This window comes from Thauera sp. JM12B12, from assembly GCF_039614725.1.
Classification (GTDB): Bacteria; Pseudomonadota; Gammaproteobacteria; order Burkholderiales; family Rhodocyclaceae; genus Thauera.
In genome coordinates this window covers 380,629-404,735 of the sequence record NZ_CP154859.1, presented here as the reverse complement: position 1 = coordinate 404,735, position 24,107 = coordinate 380,629, and the positions used below count along the sequence as shown (strand labels likewise).

Annotated in this window: 20 protein-coding genes; 14 read left to right on the top strand and 6 right to left on the bottom strand. The window is 70.7% G+C overall.

The features are described from left to right. The first annotated feature begins 106 nt into the window (after positions 1–106). From AAG895_RS01745 to AAG895_RS01720, 6 genes are all read left to right on the top strand, one after another. Positions 107–1,201 carry a branched-chain amino acid ABC transporter substrate-binding protein gene (locus tag AAG895_RS01745; protein ID WP_345793848.1) on the top strand — a complete coding sequence of 365 codons (1,095 nt, stop codon included), beginning with the start codon at positions 107–109 and terminating at the stop codon, positions 1,199–1,201. Positions 1,202–1,429: 228 nt separating this feature from the next. Further along, positions 1,430–2,344 (top strand): branched-chain amino acid ABC transporter permease LivH, encoded by a 915-nt coding sequence (locus AAG895_RS01740; RefSeq protein ID WP_320364145.1) that lies wholly within the window; start codon positions 1,430–1,432, stop codon positions 2,342–2,344. Beyond that, positions 2,344–3,675, top strand: a complete 1,332-nt coding sequence (gene livM / locus AAG895_RS01735; RefSeq protein ID WP_345793847.1) for a high-affinity branched-chain amino acid ABC transporter permease LivM — start codon at positions 2,344–2,346, stop codon at positions 3,673–3,675. The genes AAG895_RS01740 and livM overlap by 1 nt, the downstream gene beginning before the upstream one ends. Continuing rightward, complete coding sequence (locus AAG895_RS01730; protein ID WP_345793846.1) at positions 3,672–4,505, top strand: ATP-binding cassette domain-containing protein; 834 nt, start codon at positions 3,672–3,674, stop codon at positions 4,503–4,505. Before livM ends, AAG895_RS01730 begins: the two co-directional genes overlap by 4 nt. Next, positions 4,505–5,218, top strand: a complete 714-nt coding sequence (locus tag AAG895_RS01725) for an ABC transporter ATP-binding protein (RefSeq protein ID WP_345795353.1) — start codon at positions 4,505–4,507, stop codon at positions 5,216–5,218. Before AAG895_RS01730 ends, AAG895_RS01725 begins: the two co-directional genes overlap by 1 nt. 307 nt (positions 5,219–5,525) lie before the next feature. Continuing rightward, on the top strand, positions 5,526–6,428 hold the full coding sequence (locus AAG895_RS01720) for a DMT family transporter (protein WP_345793845.1): 903 nt from the start codon (positions 5,526–5,528) through the stop codon (positions 6,426–6,428). A 66-nt stretch (positions 6,429–6,494) separates the two neighbouring features. Here AAG895_RS01720 and AAG895_RS01715 read toward each other — a convergent pair whose 3' ends face one another. After that, positions 6,495–7,286, bottom strand: coding sequence for a DUF3750 domain-containing protein (locus tag AAG895_RS01715; protein WP_345793844.1), 792 nt, complete (start codon positions 7,284–7,286; stop codon positions 6,495–6,497). 248 nt (positions 7,287–7,534) lie between these two features. Between AAG895_RS01715 and AAG895_RS01710 the strand changes: the two genes are divergently transcribed. Genes AAG895_RS01710 through AAG895_RS01700 form a run of 3 tightly spaced genes read left to right on the top strand, consistent with a single transcriptional unit; the run spans position 7,535 to position 9,938 of the window. After that, positions 7,535–8,560: a rhodanese-like domain-containing protein gene (locus tag AAG895_RS01710; RefSeq protein ID WP_345793843.1), complete on the top strand. Its 1,026-nt coding sequence runs from the start codon at positions 7,535–7,537 to the stop codon at positions 8,558–8,560. Between the two features lie 15 nt (positions 8,561–8,575). Next, positions 8,576–9,760 carry a YeeE/YedE family protein gene (locus AAG895_RS01705; protein WP_345793842.1) on the top strand — a complete coding sequence of 395 codons (1,185 nt, stop codon included), beginning with the start codon at positions 8,576–8,578 and terminating at the stop codon, positions 9,758–9,760. A gap of 10 nt (positions 9,761–9,770) precedes the next feature. Then, on the top strand, positions 9,771–9,938 hold the full coding sequence (locus AAG895_RS01700) for a hypothetical protein (RefSeq protein WP_345793841.1): 168 nt from the start codon (positions 9,771–9,773) through the stop codon (positions 9,936–9,938). A gap of 43 nt (positions 9,939–9,981) precedes the next feature. Here the strand turns inward: AAG895_RS01700 and AAG895_RS01695 are convergent, their stop codons facing one another. Continuing rightward, entirely contained in the window at positions 9,982–11,256 is a 1,275-nt protein-coding gene (locus AAG895_RS01695) for an MgtC/SapB family protein (protein WP_345793840.1), read from the bottom strand. A 181-nt stretch (positions 11,257–11,437) separates the two neighbouring features. Here AAG895_RS01695 and AAG895_RS01690 point away from each other — a divergent pair, with 181 nt between their 5' ends. After that, positions 11,438–12,106 carry a response regulator transcription factor gene (locus AAG895_RS01690; RefSeq protein ID WP_345793839.1) on the top strand — a complete coding sequence of 223 codons (669 nt, stop codon included), beginning with the start codon at positions 11,438–11,440 and terminating at the stop codon, positions 12,104–12,106. Then, on the top strand, positions 12,096–13,553 hold the full coding sequence (locus AAG895_RS01685) for a sensor histidine kinase (RefSeq protein WP_345793838.1): 1,458 nt from the start codon (positions 12,096–12,098) through the stop codon (positions 13,551–13,553). Before AAG895_RS01690 ends, AAG895_RS01685 begins: the two co-directional genes overlap by 11 nt. A 99-nt stretch (positions 13,554–13,652) precedes the next feature. Here the strand turns inward: AAG895_RS01685 and AAG895_RS01680 are convergent, their stop codons facing one another. The 3 genes from AAG895_RS01680 to AAG895_RS01670 all read right to left on the bottom strand — a co-directional run bounded on the left by AAG895_RS01680 (position 13,653) and on the right by AAG895_RS01670 (position 17,099). After that, on the bottom strand, positions 13,653–15,371 hold the full coding sequence (locus AAG895_RS01680) for a cation acetate symporter (RefSeq protein ID WP_345793837.1): 1,719 nt from the start codon (positions 15,369–15,371) through the stop codon (positions 13,653–13,655). Further along, positions 15,368–15,676, bottom strand: a complete 309-nt coding sequence (locus tag AAG895_RS01675; RefSeq protein ID WP_345793836.1) for a DUF485 domain-containing protein — start codon at positions 15,674–15,676, stop codon at positions 15,368–15,370. The genes AAG895_RS01680 and AAG895_RS01675 overlap by 4 nt, the downstream gene beginning before the upstream one ends. A 184-nt stretch (positions 15,677–15,860) precedes the next feature. Beyond that, complete coding sequence (locus AAG895_RS01670; RefSeq protein ID WP_345793835.1) at positions 15,861–17,099, bottom strand: class I SAM-dependent methyltransferase; 1,239 nt, start codon at positions 17,097–17,099, stop codon at positions 15,861–15,863. A 183-nt stretch (positions 17,100–17,282) separates the two neighbouring features. Between AAG895_RS01670 and AAG895_RS01665 the strand changes: the two genes are divergently transcribed. From AAG895_RS01665 to AAG895_RS01655, 3 genes are all read left to right on the top strand, one after another. After that, on the top strand, positions 17,283–20,243 hold the full coding sequence (locus tag AAG895_RS01665; RefSeq protein WP_345793834.1) for an AMP-binding protein: 2,961 nt from the start codon (positions 17,283–17,285) through the stop codon (positions 20,241–20,243). Between the two features lie 148 nt (positions 20,244–20,391). Next, positions 20,392–21,369 (top strand): cysteine synthase A, encoded by a 978-nt coding sequence (gene cysK, locus AAG895_RS01660; protein WP_345793833.1) that lies wholly within the window; start codon positions 20,392–20,394, stop codon positions 21,367–21,369. Between the two features lie 321 nt (positions 21,370–21,690). Continuing rightward, the gene (locus AAG895_RS01655) at positions 21,691–22,065 is read left to right on the top strand and encodes a DUF488 family protein (protein ID WP_345793832.1); all 375 of its coding nucleotides are present in this window, start codon (positions 21,691–21,693) and stop codon (positions 22,063–22,065) included. A gap of 28 nt (positions 22,066–22,093) precedes the next feature. Here AAG895_RS01655 and AAG895_RS01650 read toward each other — a convergent pair whose 3' ends face one another. Next, positions 22,094–24,088 carry an acyl CoA:acetate/3-ketoacid CoA transferase gene (locus AAG895_RS01650; protein WP_345793831.1) on the bottom strand — a complete coding sequence of 665 codons (1,995 nt, stop codon included), beginning with the start codon at positions 24,086–24,088 and terminating at the stop codon, positions 22,094–22,096. Positions 24,089–24,107: the final 19 nt, after the last annotated feature.

Below are 24,107 nucleotides of genomic sequence, written 5' to 3'. Positions count from 1 at the left end.
ATGGCAAGACTGAAAAATTCGCTTACCTTTGCCGGGCGCTGACGGCCCCTCACGGTACCGTCGGCCCCGACCAAGGCAAAAACCACAGCCACGAAGGAGACGTTTCATGAAGAAGACCCTGCTCGCCACCGCCGTCCTCGCCCTCGGCGGCTTCTCCACCTCGGCCCTGGCCGACCTCTCGGTCGCCATCGCCGGCCCGATGACCGGCCAGTACGCCTCGGCCGGCGACCAGATCCGCAAGGGCGCGGAGATGGCGATCGCCGACATCAACGCCCGCGGCGGCGTGCTCGGGGAAAAGCTCAAGCTCGAGGTCGGCGACGACGCCTGCGATCCGAAGCAGGCCGTGTCGGTGGCCAACACCATGGTCAACAAGGGCATCGTGTTCATGCACGGCCACTGGTGCTCGAGCTCGACGATCCCGGCCTCCGAGGTCTATGTCGAGGCCGACATCCCGATGGCCACGGTCTCCACCAACCCGCAGGTGACCGAGCGCGGGCTGAACAACATCTTCCGCATCATGGGTCGTGACGACCAGCAGGGCATGGTCGCGGGCAGCTACATCGCCGAGAAGTTCGCGGGCAAGAAGGTCGCCGTGGTGGATGACAAGAGCGCCTACGGCAAGGGCCTGGCCGACGAGATGGCGAAGGCGATGGACGGCAAGGGCCTCAAGCCGACGCTGCGCGAATCCATCACCGCCGGCGAGAAGGACTACTCGGGCCTGGTCACCAAGCTCAAGCAAGCCGGCGTCGAAGTGATGGCCTACGGCGGCTACCACACCGAGGTCGCGCTGATCCTGCGCCAGGCGCAGGCCGCCGGCCTGCAGCTCACCGTGATGGGTGGCGACACGATGACCAACTCCGAGCTCGTCACCGCCGCCGGCCCCGCCGCCGACAACGTGATGTTCACGTTCTCGCCCGACCCGCGCAAGAACCCGGACGCCGCCCCGGTGGTGGAGAAGTTCCGCGCCGCCAAGACCGAGCCGGAAGGCTACGTGCTCTATGCCTACGCCGCGATGCAGCTCTTCGAGCAGGCCGCCACCGCAGCCAAGAGCACCAAGTACGCCGACCTCGAGAAGGCGATGCGCGGCGGCACCTTCAAGACCGTGATCGGCCACCTGTCCTTCGACGCCAAGGGCGACCAGAAGGCGCCCGGCTTCGTGGTGTACCGCTGGAAGGGCGGCCAGTACGACTACGCGCAGTAAGCCTCCGGCCCCGCGGCGCCCACGCCAGCCCTGAAAGGCTGCGGCGCCGCGCCGTGGGGCGATCACCGTGGGAGCGGGCTTGCCCGCGAATCCGGCCGTCATGCTCCGCTTTCGCGGGCAAGCCCGCTCCCACGGTGGCTGCTCTCACGCGCTCCCTCATTCGCTCGCTTTCGCTCCCGCCCAAAACAACACTGCCAGTCGCCCAGCGACGCCACCGCAGGAGACATCGTGGCCTACGCCCTTCAACAACTGATCAACGGGCTCACGCTCGGCGCCATGTACGGCCTGATCGCCATCGGCTACACGATGGTGTACGGCATCATCGGCATGATCAACTTCGCCCATGGCGACATCTTCATGGTGAGCGCGTTCATCGCGGTCACCGCGTTCACGATCCTCGCCGCGGCCGACGTGACCTCGATCCCGCTCGCGCTGACCTTCGTGCTGATCGTGTCGATCTTCTTCACCTCGGCCTACGGCTGGGCGGTGGAGCGCACCGCCTACCGCCCGCTGCGCGGCTCGACCCGGCTGGCGCCGCTGATCTCGGCGATCGGCATGTCGATCTTCCTGCAGAACAGCGTGCAGCTCACCCAGGGCGCGCGCGTGAAGCCCATCCCGCCGGTGCTCGAGGGCGGCATCGTGCTGTGGGACGCGCCGGGCTTCACGGTGCAGATCGGCTGGAGCCAGATGCTGATCATCGTCACCACCGTGATCCTGATGAGCGCCTTCACCTGGATGATCACGCAGACCCCCTTCGGCCGCCAGCAGCGCGCCTGCGAGCAGGACCGCACCATGGCGTCGCTGCTCGGGGTCAATGTGGATCGCACGATCTCCTTCACCTTCATGCTCGGCGCGGCGCTCGCCGCGGTGGCCGGGGTGATGGTGACGGTGTACTACGGCGTGGTCGATTTCTTCATCGGCTTCCTCGCCGGCATCAAGGCCTTCACCGCGGCGGTGCTGGGGGGCATCGGCTCGCTGCCGGGAGCGATGCTGGGCGGGCTGCTGATCGGCCTCATCGAGTCCTTCTGGGCCGCCTACCTGTGGGCGGAATACAAGGACGTCGCCACCTTCGGCATCCTGTGCCTGGTGCTGATGCTGCGCCCCTCCGGCCTGCTCGGCCGGCCTGAAGTGGAGAAGGTCTGATGAGCGCCGTCGTCTTTGCGCGTCACGCGATGACGCCTGCCGAGCGCCTGCGCGACGCCGGCTGGGTGGCCTTCGTCGGCCTCATCCTGGGCATTCCGCTGATCGGCCTCACCACCGTGGACGTGGGCGGCCGGCTCGGGGTGGAGACCCGCTTCGGCCTGCTCGCCGCGGCGGTGGCCGCGGTGTTCGCCGGCCGCCTGCTGCTGCGCTGGGCGATCGACCAGGCGCGCCACCGCAAGCAGGAACGCGACCGCGCCAGCACCGCCACCGCCGCCGACCGCGCCCACGGCGCGCAACGCGTGGTGAATGTGCTCGGCTGGGTCGCGCTCGGCGCATCGATCGCGCTGCCGATCGTGTTCTCCGACAACCGCTACGTGGTCGACACCGCCACCACGGTGCTGATCTACGTGATGCTGGGCTGGGGCTTGAACGTGGTCGTCGGCCTGGCCGGTCTGCTCGACCTCGGCTACGTCGCCTTCTACGCGGTGGGCGCCTACTCCTACGCGCTGCTGTCGACCCAGTTCGGCTGGAGCTTCTGGGAGGCGCTGCCGGTGTCGGGCGCGATGGCCGCGACCTTCGGCATCCTGCTCGGCTACCCGATCCTGCGCCTGCGCGGCGACTACCTCGCCATCGTCACGCTGGGCTTCGGCGAGATCATCCGCATCATCCTGGTGAACTGGACCGAGTTCTCGGGCGGGCCCAACGGCATCAGCTCGATCCCGCGGCCGAGCTTCTTCGGCCTGGAGTTCACCCGCAGCGCGCCGGAAGGCAGCCAGACCTTCGCCAGCTTCTTCGGGCTGGAGTTCTCGGCCATGCACCGGCTGATCTTCCTCTACTACCTGATCCTGGTGCTGGCGCTCCTCACCCACGCCTTCGTGTCGCGGCTGCGCAAGCTGCCGGTGGGGCGCGCCTGGGAGGCGCTGCGCGAGGACGAGATCGCCTGCCAGGCGATGGGCATGAACACCACCAACATCAAGCTCTCCGCGTTCGCCATCGGCGCCATGCTGGGCGGCTTCGCCGGGGTGTTCTTCGCCGCGCGCCAGGGCTTCATCTCGCCCGAGAGCTTCACCTTCACCGAGTCGGCGATCATCCTCGCCATCGTCGTGCTCGGCGGCATGGGCTCGCAGATGGGCGTGGTGCTGGCGGCGACGCTGCTGGTGCTGATCCCCGAGTTCGGGCGCAACTTCGCCGAGTACCGCATGCTGCTGTTCGGCCTGGCGATGGTGCTGATCATGGTGTGGCGCCCGGGCGGCCTGCTCGCCCACCGCGAACCCACCGTACGTCTGAACGCGCTCGGCAAGGCTGGTGCCACCAAGGAGGCTGCGCGATGAACACGCCCGCCACCCTGCTCTCGGTGCGCAACCTGACCATGCGCTTCGGCGGTCTGACCGCGATCGACGACCTCTCGCTGGAGGTGCCGGCAGGCAAGATCACCGGCATCATCGGCCCCAACGGCGCCGGCAAGACCACGCTGTTCAACTGCCTCACCGGCTTCTACAAGCCCACCACCGGCACGCTGCGCCTGGCTCATCCCAGACATGGCGAGATGCGCCTGGAGGCCCTGCCCAGCCACCGCGTCGCGCGCGACGCCCAGGTGGTGCGCACCTTCCAGAACATCCGCCTGTTCCCGAAGATGACGGTGCTCGAGAACCTGATCGTCGCCCAGCACAACGTGCTGCAGCGCGCCTCGAAGTTCTCCATCGCCGGTCTCTTCAAGCTGCCCGGCTACCGCCAGGCCGAGCGCGAGGCGATCGAGCGCGCGGCGATGTGGCTCGAGCGCCTCAAGCTCACCCACCTCGCCGACCACGCCGCGGGCGATCTGCCCTACGGCATCCAGCGCCGCATCGAGATCGCGCGCGCGCTGTGCGTCGACCCGGTGCTGCTGTGTCTGGACGAGCCGGCCGCCGGCCTCAACCCGCGCGAGTCCGCCGAACTCAACGAGCTGCTGCTCTACCTGTGCGGCGAACTGGGCATCGCCATCCTGCTGATCGAGCACGACATGAGCGTGGTGATGAACGTGTCGGATCACATCGGCGTGATCAGCTATGGACGCAAGATCGCCGAGGGCACGCCGGAGCAGGTCAAGCACGACCCGCAGGTGATCAAGGCCTACCTGGGCGAGGACGAGGAAGAGGAAGTGACGGGAGGGGCCGCAGCATGATGCTCAAGATGGAGGGCGTGCACGCCCATTACGGCCACATCCACGCGCTGCGCGGCATCGACGTCGAGGTCCAGGTCGGCGAGATCGTCACCCTGATCGGTGCCAACGGCGCCGGCAAGTCGACGCTGATGATGAGCCTGTTCGGCAACCCCAAGGCCAGCGCCGGGCGCATCGTGTTCGACGGCGAGGACATCACCCGCGTGCACACGCACGAGATCGCCCGCCGCGGCATCGCCCTGGTGCCCGAGGGCCGGCGCATCTTCCCGCGCATGACGGTGATCGAGAACCTGCAGATGGGCACCGCCCACGCCGACCCCGCCAACTACGCCGCCGACACCGCGCGCGTGTTCGCCATGTTCCCGATCCTGCAGGAACGCCAGGCGCAGCGCGCCGGCACGCTGTCGGGCGGCGAGCAGCAGATGCTGGCGATCGGCCGCGCGCTGATGAGCCGGCCCAAGCTGCTCCTGCTCGACGAGCCCTCGCTCGGGCTGGCGCCGATCTACATCCGCAAGATCTTCCAGATCGTCAAGGAGCTCAACCGCGACCACGGCATGACCATCCTGCTCGTCGAGCAGAACGCCAACCAGGCCCTGCGCGTCGCCGACCGCGGCTACGTACTGCAGCACGGCGAGATCACCCTCGCCGGCACCGGCGCCGAACTGCTGGCCAGTCCCGAGGTACGCGCCGCCTACCTGGAGGGCGGCCACGCCTAAGAGGCGATAATCAGCAAGCGCCAACTCACCGCCGGCGCAAGGCCGGGCGGCGGGGCGGGTGGCGCCAACTTCATGAGCGCCGAGGCGAAAGCCGGCACGGGGGAATCAAGGCGACGCATGTCCGAGGCGCGCAGCGCCGAGTTTGCGTCGCCGCCCCCGCGCCGGCTTTCGCCGAGGGCAGCCGCAGGCCGCGAATGCAGGCGGCGCCACCCGCTTCGCCGCCCGGCCGGATCGAAGCCGCGCACCTCCGAGCCCGCCCGCACCGGGCCGTAGCCGCACACGCATCATCAACCACGCCCCTCTCCCGATGACCCACTCCCCCCAACCCGCCCGCTGGCTCCCCTTCGTCGTCCTCGGCATCGGCCTCACCGCGATCTCCTTCGGCGCCATCTTCGCCCGCCTCGCCCAGGCCGAAGGCGTCAGCTCGCTCGCCGTCGCCACCTGGCGGCTCGGCTTCGCCGCGCTCATCATCACCCCGGTCGCCTTCCTGCAGTCGCGCCACGAGCTCGCCCGCCTCACCCGCAGGCAGATCGGCATGGCGCTCGCCGCCGGCCTCTTCCTCGCGATGCATTTCGCCACCTGGATCAGCTCGCTCGAATACACCTCGGTGGCCTCGAGCACCGCGCTCGTCACCACCAATCCGCTGTGGATCGGCCTCGCCTCCTTCCTGCTCTTCCGCGAGACGCCCACGAAGATGATGATCGGCGGCATCGCGCTGTCCTTCGCCGGCAGCCTGTTCATCTTCTGGAGCGACAGCCAGAGCGCCAGTGCAGGCAGCGACCCGATGCTCGGCAACCTGCTCGCGCTCGTCGGCAGCTGGTGCTTTTCCGCCTACCTGCTCATCGGCCGCCGCCTGCGCGCCGGGCTGGGGCTGCCGGCCTACATCTGGCTCGCCTACGGCGCCGCGGCGCTGTTCCTGTTCGCCGCCAGCGGCGCAGGCGGTGTCGCGCTGTTCACGCTGTCGAACACCGCCTGGCTGGTCCTGCTGGCGATGGCGCTCGGTCCGCAGCTGCTCGGCCACACCGCCTACAACTGGTCCTTGCGCTACGTCTCGGCCACCTTCGTGGCCGTGGTCACGCTGGGCGAGCCGGTGGGCAGCGCACTGATGGCCTTCATCATCTTCGGCGAGGGCTTCGCACCGCTACAGTTCGTCGGCTTCAGCCTGCTGCTGGTGGGCATCTACCTCGCGGCAAAGGGCGAAAGGCGCTGAGGCGCCCTTCGCCCCCGTGCATCCGGAATCCTCCCACCGGACACCCTCGGGCGCGCATCGACACACTCACGGGGCGCTGGCGGCGGTGCGGTGCGACACGGTCACGTCCTCCAGCCCCAGCCGCCCGATCGCAGGCAGGCGCAGCGCCGGGCTGTTCACGTCGACACCGAAGTTGAGTCCCAGCAGATTCAGCTCCAGCCCCTCCTCGAGCCCGACGCTGAACCCGAGCAGACCGAGCAGCGAGACCTGCACGCCCGACCCGGACGGCGACACACCAAGCGGTCGCGTCACCGGCCGGTAGTCCTTGCCGATCGCGTTCGCCGGCAGGTCGAGACGAAGCGCCGGCACCTCGCGGCCGATGTGGGCGAGGAAGGTGTTGCTGTTAGGACCCGGATAGCTGCGGTATTCATCGGCATGGGGGTAGCTTTCAATGGCCGCCTCGATGTCGTCGATCAGCGCGTCGACGCCCTCGCCGCGGTGGTCGACCAGGACGCTGGGGGTGGCGCCGAACCACAGCCCGTCGGGCACGGCGTAGTCGCGGCGCACGACCGGGCGGCTGCCCCAGCCGATGACGTCGTAGCGGCGGTAGGCGGTGTCACCGGCGCGCTTGTAGATGATCCACGGATGGACGGCGAAATAGCCGCGCCAGCCGTAGGTCGCGGCGGCATAGACCTGCACGATCGCGGTATCGGCGAGGCGCACGGGGTCGGGCGCGATCCCGGCCGAATGGCGCGCGGCCGTGCGCCAGCTGCGCGCTTCGCCGGGCTCGGCGGGGCGGGGGTCGTTGGCCAGGCTCAAGCCCACGGACAGCAGAAACAGGGCGGAGAAGCCAAGCGCGGCAATGGAAGCAGTTTTCACGCGGGGCAGGCGCAGGGGCGCGCTGGAATGGATGACGGGGGTTGGAGCCGGGTCCTGCGGTCAAGTTCGTTCCGCGCCCCACACGGGCGGCGCGGCCCTTGCTTTAAAAACCAACCGTTATATCGAAAGGCTCGAACAGTTATTCAGAGAATAATAACTTTCACGTATTCTCCGCCTCCTTTCCTGCGCCCGGCGCCTGCGCGGCGCCGCCGCACCGCCCCAGCCCGATTCATGAGGATGATTACGCCATGCTGAAGCAAACGACTCGTCGCACCCTCGCCCCGCTCTCCCTCGCGCTCGCCCTCGCCACCGGCGGCCTGGCGCTGTCGTCGCCCGCGCTCGCGAACCCCGCCGCGCAACCGGCGGCCGCCACCGCCGCCCCCCAAGGATCCGCCCTTGCAGCCCCCGCCCCGCTGCTGCAGAGCGCCGACCTCAAGGCCCTGCTCGGCCAGCCCGGCGTGCGCGTGCTCGACATCCGCGCCGACAAGGACTACGCCACCGGCCACATCCCCGGCGCCATCAACACCCCCTACGGCAAGTACCGCGGCCCGAAGGAGAACGCCGGCCAGCTGCCCTCGGAGGCCGCACTGACCCAGCTGCTGCAGGCCGCGGGCGTCGATCGCGACACCCATGTCGTCGTCGTCCATGCCGGCACCGACCACACCGATTTCGGCGCAGCCGCCCGCGTGTACTGGACGCTGAAGGTGGGCGGCCTCACCCGCCTGTCCATCCTCGACGGCGGCACCAAGGCCTGGAAGGCCGCGGGTGGCGCGCTCGAGACCTCGGTCCCGCAGGTCAGCCCCAGCCAGTTCAGCTACCGCTACGACCAGGAGCAGATCGTCACCAGCGAGGAGCTCGCCGCCGCGCTGCAGTCGGGCAGCACTCCGCTGCTCGTCGATGCCCGCCCGCCGCGCTTCTTCAGCGGCGAGGCCCGCGTCGATGCGGCCGCGCGCTACGGCACGCTGCCCGGCGCCAAGTCCTTCGACAACGCCCAGTTCTTCCCCAAGGACAGCGCCACGCTCAAGCCCGCGAGCGAGCTCAAGGCGCTGGTCGCACTGTCCGGCGCCGACGCCGCGCCGGCGGTGTCCTTCTGCAACACCGGCCACTGGGCGGCGACCAACTGGTTCGTGATGTCCGAGATCGCCGGCAACAAGGCGGTCAAGCTCTATCCGGCCTCGGTGGTCGAATGGAGCCAGGCCGAGCGTCCGATGCAGAACCAGCCCTCGCGCGTGACCGCGCTGGTGCAGGACATCAAGCGCGCCTTCGACAAGTAAGGCGGGGATGCCTCGATGCGCTGGCTCAATCGAACCTTCCTGATCAGCGGCGGCCTCGCCGGCGTGCTCGCGGTCACCCTCGCCGCCGGCGTACGCCAGGGTCTGCTCGCCCTGCTCGGCATCGGCTTCGGCGCGGTGCTGCAGGGCGCGCGCTTCGGCTTCACCACCGGCTGGCGCGACTTCATCGAGCGCCGCGACCCGCAGGGCCTGTGGGCGCAGATGCTGCTGATGGTGCTCGCCGCCGTCTTCACGCTGCCGCTGATCGCCGGCAGCGGCGGGGAGCTCGTGGGCGCGGTGGCACCGCTGACGATCAGCCTGGTGCTCGGCGCCTTCCTGTTCGGCGCCGCGATGCAGCTGGCCGACGGCTGCGGCTCGGGCACCCTGTACAAGGCGGGCGCCGGCTCGCCGCTGTCCTTCGTCGTCCTGCCGACCTTCGCCTTCGGCAGCTTCCTCGGCGCTTCGCACCAGCCGGCGTGGATCGCGCTCGGTGGGCTGCCGGCGGTGGATCTGCTCGCCTTCGGCTGGCCGACCGCGCTCACCCTCACCGTTGCCGCCTGCGCCCTGGTCGCCCTGGCGGCGGGCCGCGCGGCGCGCGGCGGGCGGGCGAGGGTCGCTTCGAGCGCACCGCAGGCGGTCGCGCGCGATCTGGTCCGTGCCGGCACCGCCAGCTTCGTCGCCGCCGCGCCGGCCGCAGCCCCCGCCATGCGCGGCTGGGCCCGGCGCTGGTGGCTGGGCGCGGCCCTGCTCGCCGTGCTCTACCTGCTCCACCTGCTGGTCGCGGGCCAGCCCTGGGGCATCGTCTACGGCATGGGCGTATGGGGCGCGAAGCTGGTGGGCGCACTCGGCTGGGACCTGTCCGGCGACGCCTTCTGGGGCGTGGCGCCGCATGCGCAGCGCCTGGTCGAGCCGGTGCTCGCCGACGTCACCTCGGTGACCAACATCGGCCTCATCTACGGCGCCATCGCCGCCTCGCGCTGGAACGGCCCGGCCGAGTTCAACCTGCCCTCGGGCAGGCGGCTGGCCGCGGCCGCCATCGCCGGACTGGTGATGGGCTACAGCGCGCGCATGGCCTTCGGCTGCAACGTCGGCGCCTACCTGGGCGGGATCGCCTCGGCCAGCCTGCATGGCTGGGTGTGGTTCGCACTCGCCTTCGCGGGCTCCATCTTCGGCGTGCGCATCCGGCGCCGCATCGGCGGCTGAGGAGGAGACCATGGACAACAGGAAGATCTTCCGCGCCGGCTTCGCGCTGTTCTGGCTGGCGGCGCTCGGCCTGCTCGTGCTCGACACCGCGCACAGCGGCAGCGTGCGGGTCGAGCCGCCGCCGATCGCCTTCGGCAGCGGTCAGGCCGCCTCGGGCGGGCACTGCTCGGGACGCTGAAGGCCCCGCGGCGGCCTGCAGTCGGGCCGCCGCAACCCACCCCTCACCAGGCACCGTTGTGGACCCCGATCCACAACATGCCAGCCACCAGGCCGAGACCGACCGCGCCCATGCCGATCACGGCCTTGAGGCCGAGCGCCCGGCCGCCGACCGCCACCGCGATGCCGAGCTTGAAGCCGAGGTTGGCGAGCATGGCGATACCGATCGCGGTCACCGTCACCCCGAGCGCCAGCCGCTCGAGCGCAAACAGGCGCAGGCTGGACAGCGTGATCGCGTCGACATCGGTGAGGCCCGACACCAGCGCGAGCACGTACAGCCCCCGGCTGCCGGCAAAGTCCGACAGCCAGGCGGCGGCCAGCAGCACCACGGCATAGAGCGCGCCGAAGCCGAGCGCGGTCTTGAGCTCGGTGGGGTTGGAGGTCGTCGGCAGCACCGCTTCGCCGCGCTCGAGCAGCTGCCGCCAGTGCCAGAAGGCGGCGAAGGCGCCCAGCACCAGCGCCGGAGCGACGATCAGCGCCAGGGTGCCCGCCACCCCGGGTGCGACCAGGGTGGCGATGACCGCCACCCGCAGCACCATCACCAGGTTGGCCATCACGATGACGAGGGCCGCCATCGCCGTCATGGCCGGGAACTCGCGGGCCTGCCTCGCATACAGCATCGTGGTCGCCGTACTCGAAGCCAGCCCGCCGAACACGCCGACGAAGACGGCGCCGTAGCGCACCCCCACGAGCTGCAGCGCGGCGTAGCCCGCGAGGCTGACGCCGGCGATCAGCACCACCATCCACCAGACCTGGTGCGGGTTGAGCGCACCGTAGGGGCCCATCTCCTCGTTCGGCAGGATGGGCAGGATCACCAGCGACAGCACGCCGAACTGCAGGATCGAGATCCAGTCGCGCGCGCCGAGCCGGGTCGCCATGCCACGCAGCTCGGCCTTGAAGTACAGCAGCACGGTGGTCGCCACCGCGAGCATGACGGCGAGCTGGGCGTGGCCGAGCCAGGTCGCCGCGCCCAGGCAGTAGCACACCACCAGCGCCGCCACCGAGGTGGTGCCGGGGTCGGAGGGGTCGGGATGGCGCAGATAGGCGGCGATGATGGTGAGCGCGACGATCACCAGCCCGGCGACGAAGGGCGCCAGGCTGCCCTGCGATTCACCGAGCATGGTCACCAGCGCGCCGAGCATGCTGACCAGGGCGAAGGTGCGCAGGCCGGCACGCGCGGAGGGCACGCGCTCGCGCTCGAGGCCGATCAGCAGACCGATTCCGGTCGCGATCAGGAAGGCCTCGATCTGGGCGGCGTCGAGCGGCAGGCTGTCTGGCATGGCGGCAGGCGGGGCGCGGCGCCCCGGACGGCGGAAGATCGACGCCGCCATGATACGCCGATGACCGCGGACGATGCGCCCGCAGCGGCGAAGCGCTAGCATGGCGCGCGGGAGGAAACCGGCCGCGCGCGCCAGGGCACGTCGCCCGCGCGTCCACGGCGCGCCGGACGCCGAAAACGACATGAAGCTTCTGCTGGTTGAAGACGATCCGATGCTCGCCGAGGGCATCGCCGAGTTCCTGCGCGGCCAGGGCGACGCGGTCACGGTCGAGACCGACGGCATGCGTGCCGACCGCTTGCTGCAGGAGAGCGCCTTCGAGCTCGTGCTGCTCGACCTCGGCCTGCCCGGGCTCGGCGGCTACGAGGTGGTGCGCCGCATCCGCAAGCGCGGCCAGCGCATGCCGGTGATCCTGATCACCGCGCGCGATGCGCTTGACGACCGCATCTACGGCCTCGACCTCGGCGCCGACGACTACCTGGTCAAGCCCTTCGAGCTCGCCGAACTCAGCGCCCGCATGCGCGCGGTGCTGCGTCGCGGCGGCAGCGCGTCCGCGCCGGCGCTCAGCTTCGGCCCGCTGCTGCTCGACCTCGACGGCCGCCTCGCCGAACTCGACGGCGCGGCGCTCGCGCTCAGCGGCCGCGAATGGGAGATCCTCGAAGCGCTCGTGCGCGCCGACGGCCGCACCGTCGCCCGCGAGCGCCTGCAGGGCGAGGGCAGCGGCAACGCGCTCGAGGTCTACATCTCGCGCCTGCGCCCGCGCCTGGAGGCAGCCGGTGTGCTCATCCGCACCGTGCGCGGCTTCGGCTACCGCCTCGAGCGCGTCAAGGAGCGTCGCGACGGTGCAGATTAGCCTCCGCCGCAAGCTGCTCAGCGCGCTCGCCGCACCCACCGTGGTGTTGATCATCACCGCCGGCGCGGTCGCCTACAGCAGCGCGAAGTGGGTGGTGCGCAACGCCTACGACGGCAACCTGGTGAACCTCGCGCAGGCCATCGCCACCCACGTCCACGCCGCCCCCGACGGTCTCACCCTGACGCTCTCGCCCGAAGTCGAGGCGGTGCTGCGCACCGACACCGTCGCCCGCATCTACTTTCGCGTGCGCGACCAGAACGGCCGCGTGCTCGGCGGCGACGCCGAGCTGCCGATCCTCGACGAGACCGACAACCTGGCGGCGATCCCGGTGCCCTACGCACCCGTCACGCGCGACGCCGCCACGCGTCCGACGGCGCCGTCCGGCCGGCCGCTGTTCGGCGACCTCGAGCACGCCGGACAGCCGATCCGTGCGGTCAGGCTGTTCCGCAGCCAGGGCGCGAGCGGCTTCTACGTCACCGTCGCCGAGACTCTGGGCAAGCGCGACGAGGCGATCGATCGGCTGGTGCTCGGCTTCGCCTGGGCGGGCGCGCTGCTGCTGATCTCCGCCGCGGTGGCGGCGCGCTTCGGCATCCCGAGCGGGCTGGCGCCGCTCGAGCGGCTGGAGGACTCACTGCGCGCACGCTCGGGCGCCGACCTGTCGCCGATCGATCTCGCCGGCGTGCCCGATGAGGTCCGCGAGGTGGTGCACGCGCTCAACGGCCTGCTCGAGCGACTGCGCGCCGCCAACGCGCAGCAGCGCGAGTTTCTCCAGGACGCCGCCCACCAGCTGCGCACCCCGCTCGCCGGCCTGCAGATGCAGCTCGAGCTGCTCGAGTCCCGGCCCGAGGACGCCACCGCGCGCGCGCGCCTGCGCCAGTCGGTCGTCCGCGTCACCCGGCTCGCCAACCAGCTGCTCGCGCTCGCCCGCGCCGAGTCCGGCGACCGCCTGATCGCCGACGCGAGCGAGGTCGACCTCGCCGCGCTGATCGACGTCATGGTGGAGGACTGGGTGGATCGCGCCGACGCGCGCGGCATCGACCTCGGCATCGACCGCGCGCCGCTGCGGGTGCATGGGGATCCGACGTTGCTCCAGGAGCTGATCGCCAACCTGATGGACAACGCGCTGAAGTATTGCGGCGCCGGCGGCCGCGTCACGCTGCGCTGCAGCGATGACGGCGAGGCCGCGGTAATCGAGGTCAGCGACGACGGTCCCGGCATTCCGCGCGAGGTGCGCGAGCAGGTCTTCGAGCGCTTCTACCGCCACTTCGGTGCCACGACCGGCGGCAGCGGGCTCGGCCTGTCGATCGCGCGCGAGATCGTGCGCAGCCATGGCGGCCGCATCAGCATCGACGATGGCGAACCGAACTCGAGCGGCGGTCGCGGCACCTGCGTGCGCGTGCGCCTGCCGATCGCGCAGCCCGCGCGCGCAGCGCAGGTGCAGGCCTGAAAGAAAGAACCGCGGGGCGGTGAGCCTGCGCCCACCGCCCCGCGGTCGTCCGCGCCGGCCGGCCGCGCCCCTGCGGGTGCGACCTGTCCGGCCTGCTGCTTAGTGCGCCGAAGCCGCGGCGGCGCCGATGCCGGTCTCCGAACGCACCTTCTGCGCCAGGTAGCCAGCACGGTCGGCCTTGGCCCGCGCGCTGTTGTCGAGGATCGAGAACAGCCAGATGCCGATGAAGCCTGCCGCCATCGAGAACAGCGCCGGCGAAGCGTAGGGGAACAGCGCCGAACCCTTCGGGTTGCCGAGCGTGGCTTCCCACACCGAGGGCGACACGACGGTCAGCACCACCGCGGTGATCAGGCCGATGAAGCCGCCGATCGTGGCGCCGCGGGTCGTGCAGTCCTTCCACAGCACCGACATGAACAGCACCGGGAAGTTGGCCGAGGCGGCGATCGCGAAGGCCAGCGACACCATGAAGGCGATGTTCTGCTTCTCGAAGGCGATACCCAGCACCACGGCGACGAAGCCCAGCACCAGGGTGGTGATGCGCGACACCTTGAGCTCGGAGGCCGAATCCGCGTTGCCCTTCTTGAACACCGTGGCGTACAGGTCGTGCGACACCGCCGAGGCGCCCGACAGGGTCAGGCCGGCCACCACCGCGAGGATGGTCGCGAACGCCACCGCCGAGATGAAGCCGAGGAACACGTTGCCGCCGACCGCGTTGGCGAGGTGGATCGCCGCCATGTTGCTGCCGCCGATCAGGCCGCCCTTGGCATCGAGGAAGCCGGGGTTGGTCGACACCAGCACGATCGCGCCGAAGCCGATGATGAAGGTCAGGATGTAGAAGTAGCCGATCCAGGTGGTGGCCCAGAACACCGACTTGCGGGCTTCCTTGGCGTCCGGCACGGTGAAGAAGCGCATCAGCACGTGCGGCAGGCCGGCGGTGCCGAACATCAGCGCCATGCCGAAGGAGATCGCCGAGATCGGATCCTTGATGAAGGAGCCCGGACCCATGATCGCCTGGCCGATGGTGGAGGCCTCGGCCGCGCTCTTGCCGGCGGCGGTCGCCACCTCGGTCTTCACGCGCACCGCGTCGGCGAACATCGCCTCGGGCGAGAAGCCGTAGTTGAGCAGCACCATGAAGGCCATGAACGATGCACCGGCGAGCAGCAGGCAAGCCTTGATGATCTGCACCCAGGTGGTCGCGGTCATGCCGCCGAAGAGCACATACACCATCATCAGCGCGCCGACGATGACCACCGCCATCCAGTACTCGAGGCCGAACAGCAGCTTGATGAGCTGGCCGGCGCCGACCATCTGCGCGATCAGGTAGAAGGCCACCACGACCAGGGTCCCCGAGGCCGCGAAGGCGCGGATCGGGGTCTGCTGGAAGCGGTAGGCGGCGACGTCGGCGAAGGTGAACTTGCCGAGGTTGCGCAGGCGCTCGGCCATCAGGAAGGTGATCACCGGCCAGCCGACCAGGAAGCCGATCGAGTAGATCAGGCCGTCATAGCCGTTGGCCATCACCGCCGCCGAGATACCCAGGAAGGACGCTGCCGACATGTAGTCGCCGGCGATCGCCAGGCCGTTCTGGAAGCCGGTGATGCCGCCACCGGCGGTGTAGAAGTCGGCCGCCGACTTGGTCTTCGAGGCCGCCCACTTGGTGATGTACAGGGTGCCGAGGACGAACACGCCGAACATCATGATGGCCGTCCAGTTGGTGGCCTGCTTCTCGGCCTGGCCGAGGTCGCCCCCCGCGGCCAGCGCCAGCGAGGACAGCAGGGCGAGCGCGAGGCCGCCCGCGAGCTTGAAGTGGGCGCCGTTCATTTGCCGCTCTCCTCGACGATCTCGCGGGTCAGGCGGTCGAACTCGGAGTTGGCGCGCCGCACGTAGAAGCCGGTGATCAGGACGGTGAAGAAGATCACCCCGAGGCCGACCGGAATGCCGACCGTCATGACCCCGTCACCGAGGCGCTGCGAGAACAGCTCCTTGTCGAAGGCGATGATGGCGATGTAGCCGTAGTAGACGACCATCATGATCGCCGTGAGGATCCAGCCGAAGCTCGAGCGCGTGCGCACCAGCTGCTGGTACTTGGGGTTGGCGGCGATTTTCGTCGCCATGTCGTTTTCCATGTCTCCCTCCTGCATCGGTGAAAGGACCGGACGCCCGTCCGGTTGGACGAACCTTAGGTCGGGAGACTTACGCCCCGCTTACGTATGCATAAAATTATTCTTTATTTACAGATACTTAATGAAAACTTAACGGTTTCTTAAGCCTTGGCGATGAAGCCTTCAGCGAGCCCAGCGGGCGACAGCCTCATGGCAGGAAACGCGCAAACCCCGCGGGCAGCGGCGCGTTCTCCAGGCTGCGCTGGGTGAACAGGAAGCGCCCGTCGCAGACGAAGCCGAGATCGGCCCAGTCGACCGCGTTGAGCGCATCGCGGAAGGCCTCGATGTCGACGTCCGCGCGGCGCGGGAAGACCGCCATCACCGCGCCGTCGTAGTCATCGCAGGCGTGGGTGAAGAAGGGCTGCGCGACCCGCGTCTTGCCATTCACATAGACCCGCGGCTGCGTGCTGCGGTGGTGCATGCGCCCCCACATCCACCAGTTCGACTCGTCGAATTTCGTCACCCTGCGCTGCAGCAGGCGCGCCTTGTAAGGCAGCAGCGCGTCCGGCGGGGACTCGCCGGGCTCGGAGAAGATCATGCGCCGGGTCTGCCCGGTACTGACCGTGTGCGAGCACACGAAGTCGCGGTTGCCCTGCAGCGGGTCGGCGTACAGCTCGTCGGCGCCCGATACCGCACCCACCTTGACGAAGGCCACCTCAGCGAGTCGCAGCGGGTAGTCGCCGCGGGCGAACATCAGGTGGCCGGCGCACTCGATGAAGTGGCGGGTCTCCCAGGCCGGCGCGGCGAGCGCCGCGGCGAGGTCGTCGCCGACGCCGATCTCGCAGTAGCGCAGGCTGCGCGCGCTGTGGCCCTTCTCGAAGCGCCAGATCAGGCAGTTCGGCACCGCGTCGGGGAACACCCGCGCATCCCCCAGCTCGATCGCATCGGTGATGCTGCCGGCCTCGAACAGCAGGCGGTTCAACTTCACCGCCGAGGTCGCCTTGAGGAAGTCGCGCGGCGTGATGAAGATCAGCTCGCCGCCGGGCCTCAGGTGGCGCAGGCACTTGTCGATGAAGAACAGGTACAGGTTGGCGCGCTTGTCGAGGCAGGCGCCGTAGCCGCCGCGCGCGATCAGCGCCTGGGTCGCGGCCGGGATGTCCTGGAAACGCACATAGGGCGGATTGCCGATGATGGTGTCGAACTGCTCGCGCTCGGGATAGGCGAAGAAGTCGATCGCCTGTGCGCCGGGCGGGCAGTGGTCGGGATCGAGCTCCAGCCCGACTGCGCCGGGCAGGTGGCGCAGGAAGGCGCCGTCGCCGCAGGAGGGTTCGAGCACCCGGCCGTACTTGCGGCGCAGCGCGAGCATCGCGCGCACCACCGGCTCGGGGGTGAAGATCTGCCCGAGCGCGGCGACGTCGCGCAGGCCGAGGGCGAGCTGGTCAGACATAGGGGGCTCCTCGGCAGGGAACCACCCGGGGGGCGCGGGGATCAAGGCAGGCAGACATGGGCGGCGATGTTACCAAGCCCGTCGCCCGCCGGGGCGGCCCGCCGCGCTGCACACGCCCCCTCCCCTGGCCCCGAGCCGCCCGGCGGCGCGCAACCGGAATTCGCCGCGATGCCTGCACCTCCGATGCCGACACCTCCTGCCCACACAGCCCCGGCCGACGCCGACGCGCTGCTGCGCCTGATCGACGAGGTCCTCCGCGAGCTGCAGCCCGGCACCGTACGGCACGCCAGCCTCGACAGCACCCTGGACCGCGAGCTCGGCCTCGACAGCCTGAGCCGGGTCGAGCTGCTCGCGCGCATCGAGCGCCGCTTCGGTCTGCGCCTGCCCACCGAGGTGCTCGTCGCCGCCGAGACGCCGCGCGAACTGCTGCGCGCGATGGCGCAGGCCGCCCGCGCCGGAGGCGACGCCGCGGCGGCAGCCGCATCCCCACCGCCCCCGCCGTCATCCGCGCCCGAGTCGGTCATCGAGGGGGCGGCGGCCGCGCTCCCCGATTCGGCCGCGACCCTGGTCGAGGTCCTCGCGTGGCACCTCGCCCGCCACCCCGAGCGCACCCACGTCCGCTTCCTGGTCGATGACGAACACGCGGAAACGCTCAGCTACGCGCAGCTGCACGCGGCCGGCGTGCGCCTGGCCGGCGCGCTGGTGGCGCTCGGCGTGCGCCCGGGCGACTGCGTGGCGCTGATGCTGCCCTCCGGACTGGACTTCTTCCGCTGCTTCTTCGCCATCCTGTTCGCCGGCGCGGTGCCGGTGCCGATGTATCCGCCGGCGCGCCCCAACCAGATCGAGGAACACCTGCGCCGCCAGGCCGGCATCCTGCGCAACTGCGAGGCGCGGGTGCTGATCACCTTCGACCGCGTGCGCCCGCTCGCGCGCATGCTCGCCGGGCTGGTGCCGACGCTCGCCCATGTCAGCACGCCAGCCGCGCTGGCTGCGGCCGGAAGCGCGCCACAGCCCCCACTCCCCCTGCGCAGCAGCGCGCTCGGCCTCATCCAATACACCTCCGGCTCCACCGGCGACCCCAAGGGCGTGGCGCTGAGCCACGCCAACCTGCTCGCCAACATCCGCGCCTGGGGCGCCGCCGCCGCGGTGGTACCGCAGGACGTGTGCGTGAGCTGGCTGCCGCTGTACCACGACATGGGGTTGATCGGCACCTGGCTGGGCAGCCTGTACCACGGCTGCACCCTGGTGCTGATGTCGCCGCTCGACTTCCTCGCCCGCCCGGAGCGCTGGCTGTGGGCGATCCACCGCTACCGCGGCACGGTCACCGCCGCGCCCAACTTCGCCTTCGAGCTGTGCGTCAAGCGCCTCGCCGACACCGCGCTCGACGGCCTCGACCTGTCGTGCTGGCGGCTGGCGGCCAACGGCGCCGAGCCGGTCAACCCCGACACCCTGGCGCGCTTCGCCACCGCCTTCGCCCGCTACGGCCTGGATGCGCGCATCCTGACGCCGGTCTATGGCCTGGCCGAATGCGCGGTCGGCCTGTGCGTGCCCCCGCCCGGCCGCGGCGTGGTCGTCGATCGCGTGCGGCGGGCGAGCGTGCGCTTGGGCGGCCAGGTCGAGCCCGCGACGGCGGCGGCCGCCACCGCGGGCCCGGTGAACGCCTCGGATGCCACGCCCCCTGCGAGCGCGGGTCACGCTGCGGGGACGGCCAAGGCCGTGGACACCGCAAACGCAGCGGGCACGGCGAGCGCCGCGAGCGCCGCCGACACGCTGCGCGTGGTCTCATGCGGCCCCGCCCTGCCCGGTCACGCACTGCGCGTCGTCGACGCCGACGGCCGTCCCCTGCCCGAGCGTACCGTCGGCGCGGTCGAGTTCCGCGGCCCCTCGGCCACCGCCGGCTACTACCGCAACCCGACGGCCACCGCCGCCCTGATCCGAGACGGCTGGCTCGCCACCGGCGACCACGGCTACCTCGCCGACGGCGAGCTCTACCTCACCGGGCGCGCGAAGGAGATGATCATCCGCGCCGGCCGCAACCTCTACCCCTACGACCTCGAGCAGGCGGTGGGCGAGCTGCCCGGCGTGCGCAAGGGCTGCGTCGCGGTGTTCGGCTGCGACACGCCGGGTGAGGCGGACGAGCGCCTGGTCGTGGTAGCGGAGACGCGGGTGCAGGACGCCGGCGCGCGCGCTGCGCTCGAGGCGCGCATCACCGCCGCCGCGATGGATGCGCTCGGCCTCGCCCCGGACGCGGTCGTGCTCGCCCCGCCGCATGCGGTGCTCAAGACCTCCAGCGGCAAGATCCGCCGCGCCGCCATCCGCGACGCCTGGCTCGCCGGCACGCTCGGCGCCCCCAGCCGCGCCGCCTGGCTGCAGGTACTGCGCCTGCAGCTCGCGAGCCTCGCCGGCCGTGCGCGCCGCGCCGCGCTGGCGGTGCCGGGGCGGCTGCAGGCGGCGTGGGCGTGGTCCGCCTTCCTGCTGCTCGCGCCGCTCGCCACGCTGGCCATCCTCACTCTGCCGCGGCTCGCGCAGCGCTGGGCGGTGTGCCACCGCCTGGCGCGCCTGCATGCCCGGCTGTGCGGCTGCGCCTTGCGGGTCGAGGGCGCGGACCACCTGCCCGCCACCGGCTGCGTGCTGGTCGCCAACCACGCCAGCTACATCGACGGGCTCGTGCTTGCCGCCGCGCTGCCGCAGCCGGTGCGCTTCGTGGCCAAGGCCGAGCTGCGCGACAGCCGGCTGCTGGGGCCGCTGTTCGAGCGCATGGACACCTGCTTCGTGCGCCGCTTCGACCCCGGCCACGGCGTCGAGGACGCCGACACGCTCGCCGCCGGCGCCGGCACCGGCGCGCCGCTGCTGTTCTTCGCCGAGGGCACCTTCAGCGCCCGCCCCGGCCTGCAGGCCTTCCGCCTCGGCGCCTTCCAGTCCGCCGCGCGCCAGGGCCTGCCGGTGGTGCCGGTCGCGCTCGCCGGCACCCGCGCGGTACTGCCCGACGGCAGCTGGCAGCCGCGGCCGGGCGCGCTCACGGTGACGATCTGTGCGCCGCATGCGCCCGCCGGCGAGGACTGGCACGACCTGCTCGCGCTGCGCGACGCGGTGCGCGCCGACATCCTCACCCACTGCGGCGAGGACGACGCGACCCGGCGCTGAGGCTACCTCAGGCCCCACCCGCGCAGCCTGAACCTGCCCGGTCGCCCCCCGGACGCTGCCGCGCAGCATGGCAAGGGCGCCTCGCCCCTGCCTATACTGCGGCCAGGGGCGACATCCGCCCTGCCGTCTTCCACATGAGGAACCCCGCATGTCCCACTGGTATCCCGACAACGCCGAGTCCATCGGCCACACCCCGCTCGTCCGCCTCAACCGCGTCACCGACGGCGCCCAGGCCACCGTGCTCGCCAAGATCGAGGGCCGCAACCCGGCGTTCTCGGTGAAGTGCCGCATCGGCACCTCGATGGTGAAGGACGCCGAAGCTCACGGCCGCCTCGGGCCGGGCAAGGAGATCGTCGAGCCCACCAGCGGCAACACCGGCATCGCGCTGGCCTTCGTGTGCGCCGCGCGCGGCATCCCGCTGACGCTGACGATGCCCGAGACGATGAGCATCGAGCGCCGCAAGCTGCTGGTGGCCTATGGCGCGAAGCTGGTGCTGACCGAAGGTCCCAAGGGCATGAGCGGGGCGATCGCGAAGGCGAAGGAGATCGTCGACAGCGACCCCGACCGCTACGTGCTGCTGCAGCAGTTCGAGAACCCCGCCAACCCGGCGATCCACGAGACCACCACCGGCCCCGAGATCTGGAACGATACCGACGGCGGCATCGACATCCTGGTCTCGGGCGTGGGCACCGGCGGCACCATCACCGGGGTGTCGCGCTACATCAAGCGCGTGCGCGGCAAGGAGATCCAGTCGGTCGCGGTGGAGCCGACCGCCAGCCCGGTGCTGACCCAGCACCTCGCCGGCCAGCCGCTGGCGCCGGCGCCGCACAAGATCCAGGGCATCGGCGCGGGCTTCGTGCCCAAGGTGCTGGACCTGTCGCTGGTCGACAGCGTCGAGCAGGTGAGCAACGAGGACGCGGTGCTCTACGCCCGTCGCCTGGCACGCGAGGAAGGCATCCTCGCCGGCATCTCCTGCGGCGCGGCCACCGCGGTCGCGGTGCGCCTGGCGCAGCGGCCGGAGAATGCGGGCAAGACCATCGTGGTGATCCTGCCGGACTCGGGCGAGCGCTACCTGAGCTCGATCCTGTTCGAGGGGATGTTCGACGAGAAGGGGTTGGCGGTTTGAGTTGCTGCGTGGCGGCTTCCTGGACCGAGGCCGTGGCGCGGGGTGGTCGTTCAAGCGCTTGTGCTTGAGGCAGGCGTTGTTTTTTGAACCTTCTGTGCGCGACCGCCTGGGGCGAGGGACGCGCACGGGGTATTCGTGAAGGGGCGAGGACTGTCCGAGCGAGGAATCGAGCGAGTTCCGCAGCCCCGGAAGGAATACCCCGCGCGTCCCCGGCGGATCGCAAGCGCAGCTGAGCCGCCCAACACTCAAGGCGCTTGGGCCAAACGACAAGTGGTTACGCCAGCCTGATCTCCGCCGTTCAAAAGACAGGAGTCCCCGACCATGCCCCTGCGCATCCGCCGCGCCTACGACCCACCCACCCCCGACGACGGCTGCCGCGTGCTCATCGACCGCCTGTGGCCGCGCGGCCTCAAGCGCGAGAACGCGGGCGTCGACCACTGGCTGCGCGAGCTCGCGCCGTCGAACGAACTGCGCAAGTGGTTCGGCCACGCCCCCGAACGCTGGGATGAATTTCGCCGGCGCTACGCCGACGAGCTGCAATCCCCCGCCGCCGCCCCGGCGCTCGCCGAACTGCGTGGCCTGATCGCCGCGCATCCAGTCCTCACCCTGGTCTATGGCGCACGGGACACCACGCACAACAACGCCGAGGCGCTGCGCCTGTGGCTGGAAGGGGAGGCCGGCCCGGGCGGGCCATGACGACGCCCCCCGGCAAGCGCCGCCCCCATCAGGCCCCGGCCAGCCCCTGCCGCGCCGCGCTCGCGCTCTCGTAGAAGCGCGCCGGGATGCGGCGCTTCTCCAGCTCCTCGCCGAGCTTCATGCGCAGGAAGCCGTTGGTGGTGTAACGCGTCACCGTGCGGTAATGCGCGTCCATCAGCCCCTTCACCATCTCCACGTAGTCGTCCACCAGCTCCGGCACGATCGAGAAGCGGTCGTAATTGACCACCGCGTCGACCTTTCGCCCGAGCGGGGCGAGCGCCGCGCGCACCGCGTCGCGGATCGCCGCGATGTCCTGCGGCGTGCGCACCGCCAGGCCCTCGAAGTCGAGGAACAGCACGCCCTGCTGCGCGTCGTAGGCCACCCGGCGCGCCAGCGGCACGCCGAGCAGGTCGCGGCGCAGGCCCATCGGCGCGTCGGCAAAGACGCGTGCGTCCATCAGGGCTGGAGGCCGCTTCATCACCGGCACGAAATCCATCTGCTCGAGGATGTCGCGCTGCAGGTCGACGCCGGGCGCGATCTCGATCAGCTCCAGGCCCTCGGCGCACAGGCGGAACACGCAGCGCTCGGTGACGTAGAGCACGTCCCGGTTCCACTTCACCGCCTGCGGCCCGCTGAAGGTGCGGTGCTCGACCGCGGCTACGAACTTCCTCGCCTGCCCTTCATGCACGATGCGCAGGCCGCCCTGCTCGACCGCCACCTGCAGCGCGCCGGCGGTGAAGGTGCCGACGAAGACCACCTTCTTGGCGTTCTGCGAGATGTTGATGAAGCCGCCCGCGCCGGCCAGCCGCGGGCCGAACTTGGAGACGTTGAGGTTGCCCTCGCGATCGGCCTGGGCGAGGCCGAGGAAGGCGATGTCCAGCCCGCCGCCGTCGTAGAAGTCGAACTGGCTGGGCTGGTCGATGATCGCCTGGGTATTGACCGCCGCGCCGAAGGACAGCCCGCCGGCCGGGACGCCGCCGATCACGCCGGGCTCGGCGGTCAGCGTCAGCAGGTCGATGATCTGCTCCTCGGCGGCGACGGTGGCCACGCCCTCGGGCATGCCGATGCCCAGGTTCACCACCGCATCGGGCCGCAGCTCCATCGCCGCGCGGCGGGCGATGATCTTGCGCTCGCTCATCGGCAGCGCAGCGATCGCCGACAGCGGCACGCGGATCTCGCCGGCAAAGCCGGGGTTGTACTGCTCGCTGTAGGTCTGCATGTGGTGCTCGGGGCGGTCCGCCACGACCACGCAGTCGACCAGCACGCCGGGGATCTGCACCTGGCGCGGGTTCAGCGAGCCGCGCTCGGCGATGCGCTCGACCTGCACGATGACGATGCCGCCCGAGTTGCGCGCGGCCATCGCGATCGCGCGCGCCTCCAGGGTCAGCGCCTCCTTCTCCATGGTGACGTTGCCATCGGGGTCGGCGGTGGTGCCGCGGATGATGCCGACGTGGATCGGGAAGGCCTTGTAGAAGAGATAGTCCTCGCCGTCGATCGGCATCAGCCGCACCAGGTCCTCGGTGGTGCGCGCATTGAGCTTGCCACCGCCGAAGCGCGGGTCGACGAAGGTGCCGAGACCGACCCGGGTCAGCGCGCCCGGCTTGCCGGCGGCGATGTCGCGGAAGAGATGCGAGATCACCCCCTGCGGCAGGTTCCAGGCCTCGATGCGGTTGTCCACCGCGAGCGCCTGCAGCTTGGGCACCAGGCCCCAGTGTCCGCCGATCACGCGCGCCACCAGGCCCGCGTGGCCGAGATGGTTGAGGCCGCGGTCCTTGCCGTCGCCCTGGCCGGCGGCATAGACCAGGGTCAGGTCGCGCGGCGTGCCGCCACCCTCGGCGTCGCCCTCGAGATAGCGTTCCTCGAGCGCGATCGCGACGCTCTCCGGAAAGCCGATGCCGACGAAGCCGCCGGTGGCGACCGTGTCGCCGCTGCGGATCAGGCGCACCGCCGCGCGCGCCGACACCACCTTGCCGGTGTCGGAGGCGCGCAGCGAGGCGGCGATCGGATGTGTGCTCGTACTCATGACCGATCTCCCGCCTGCG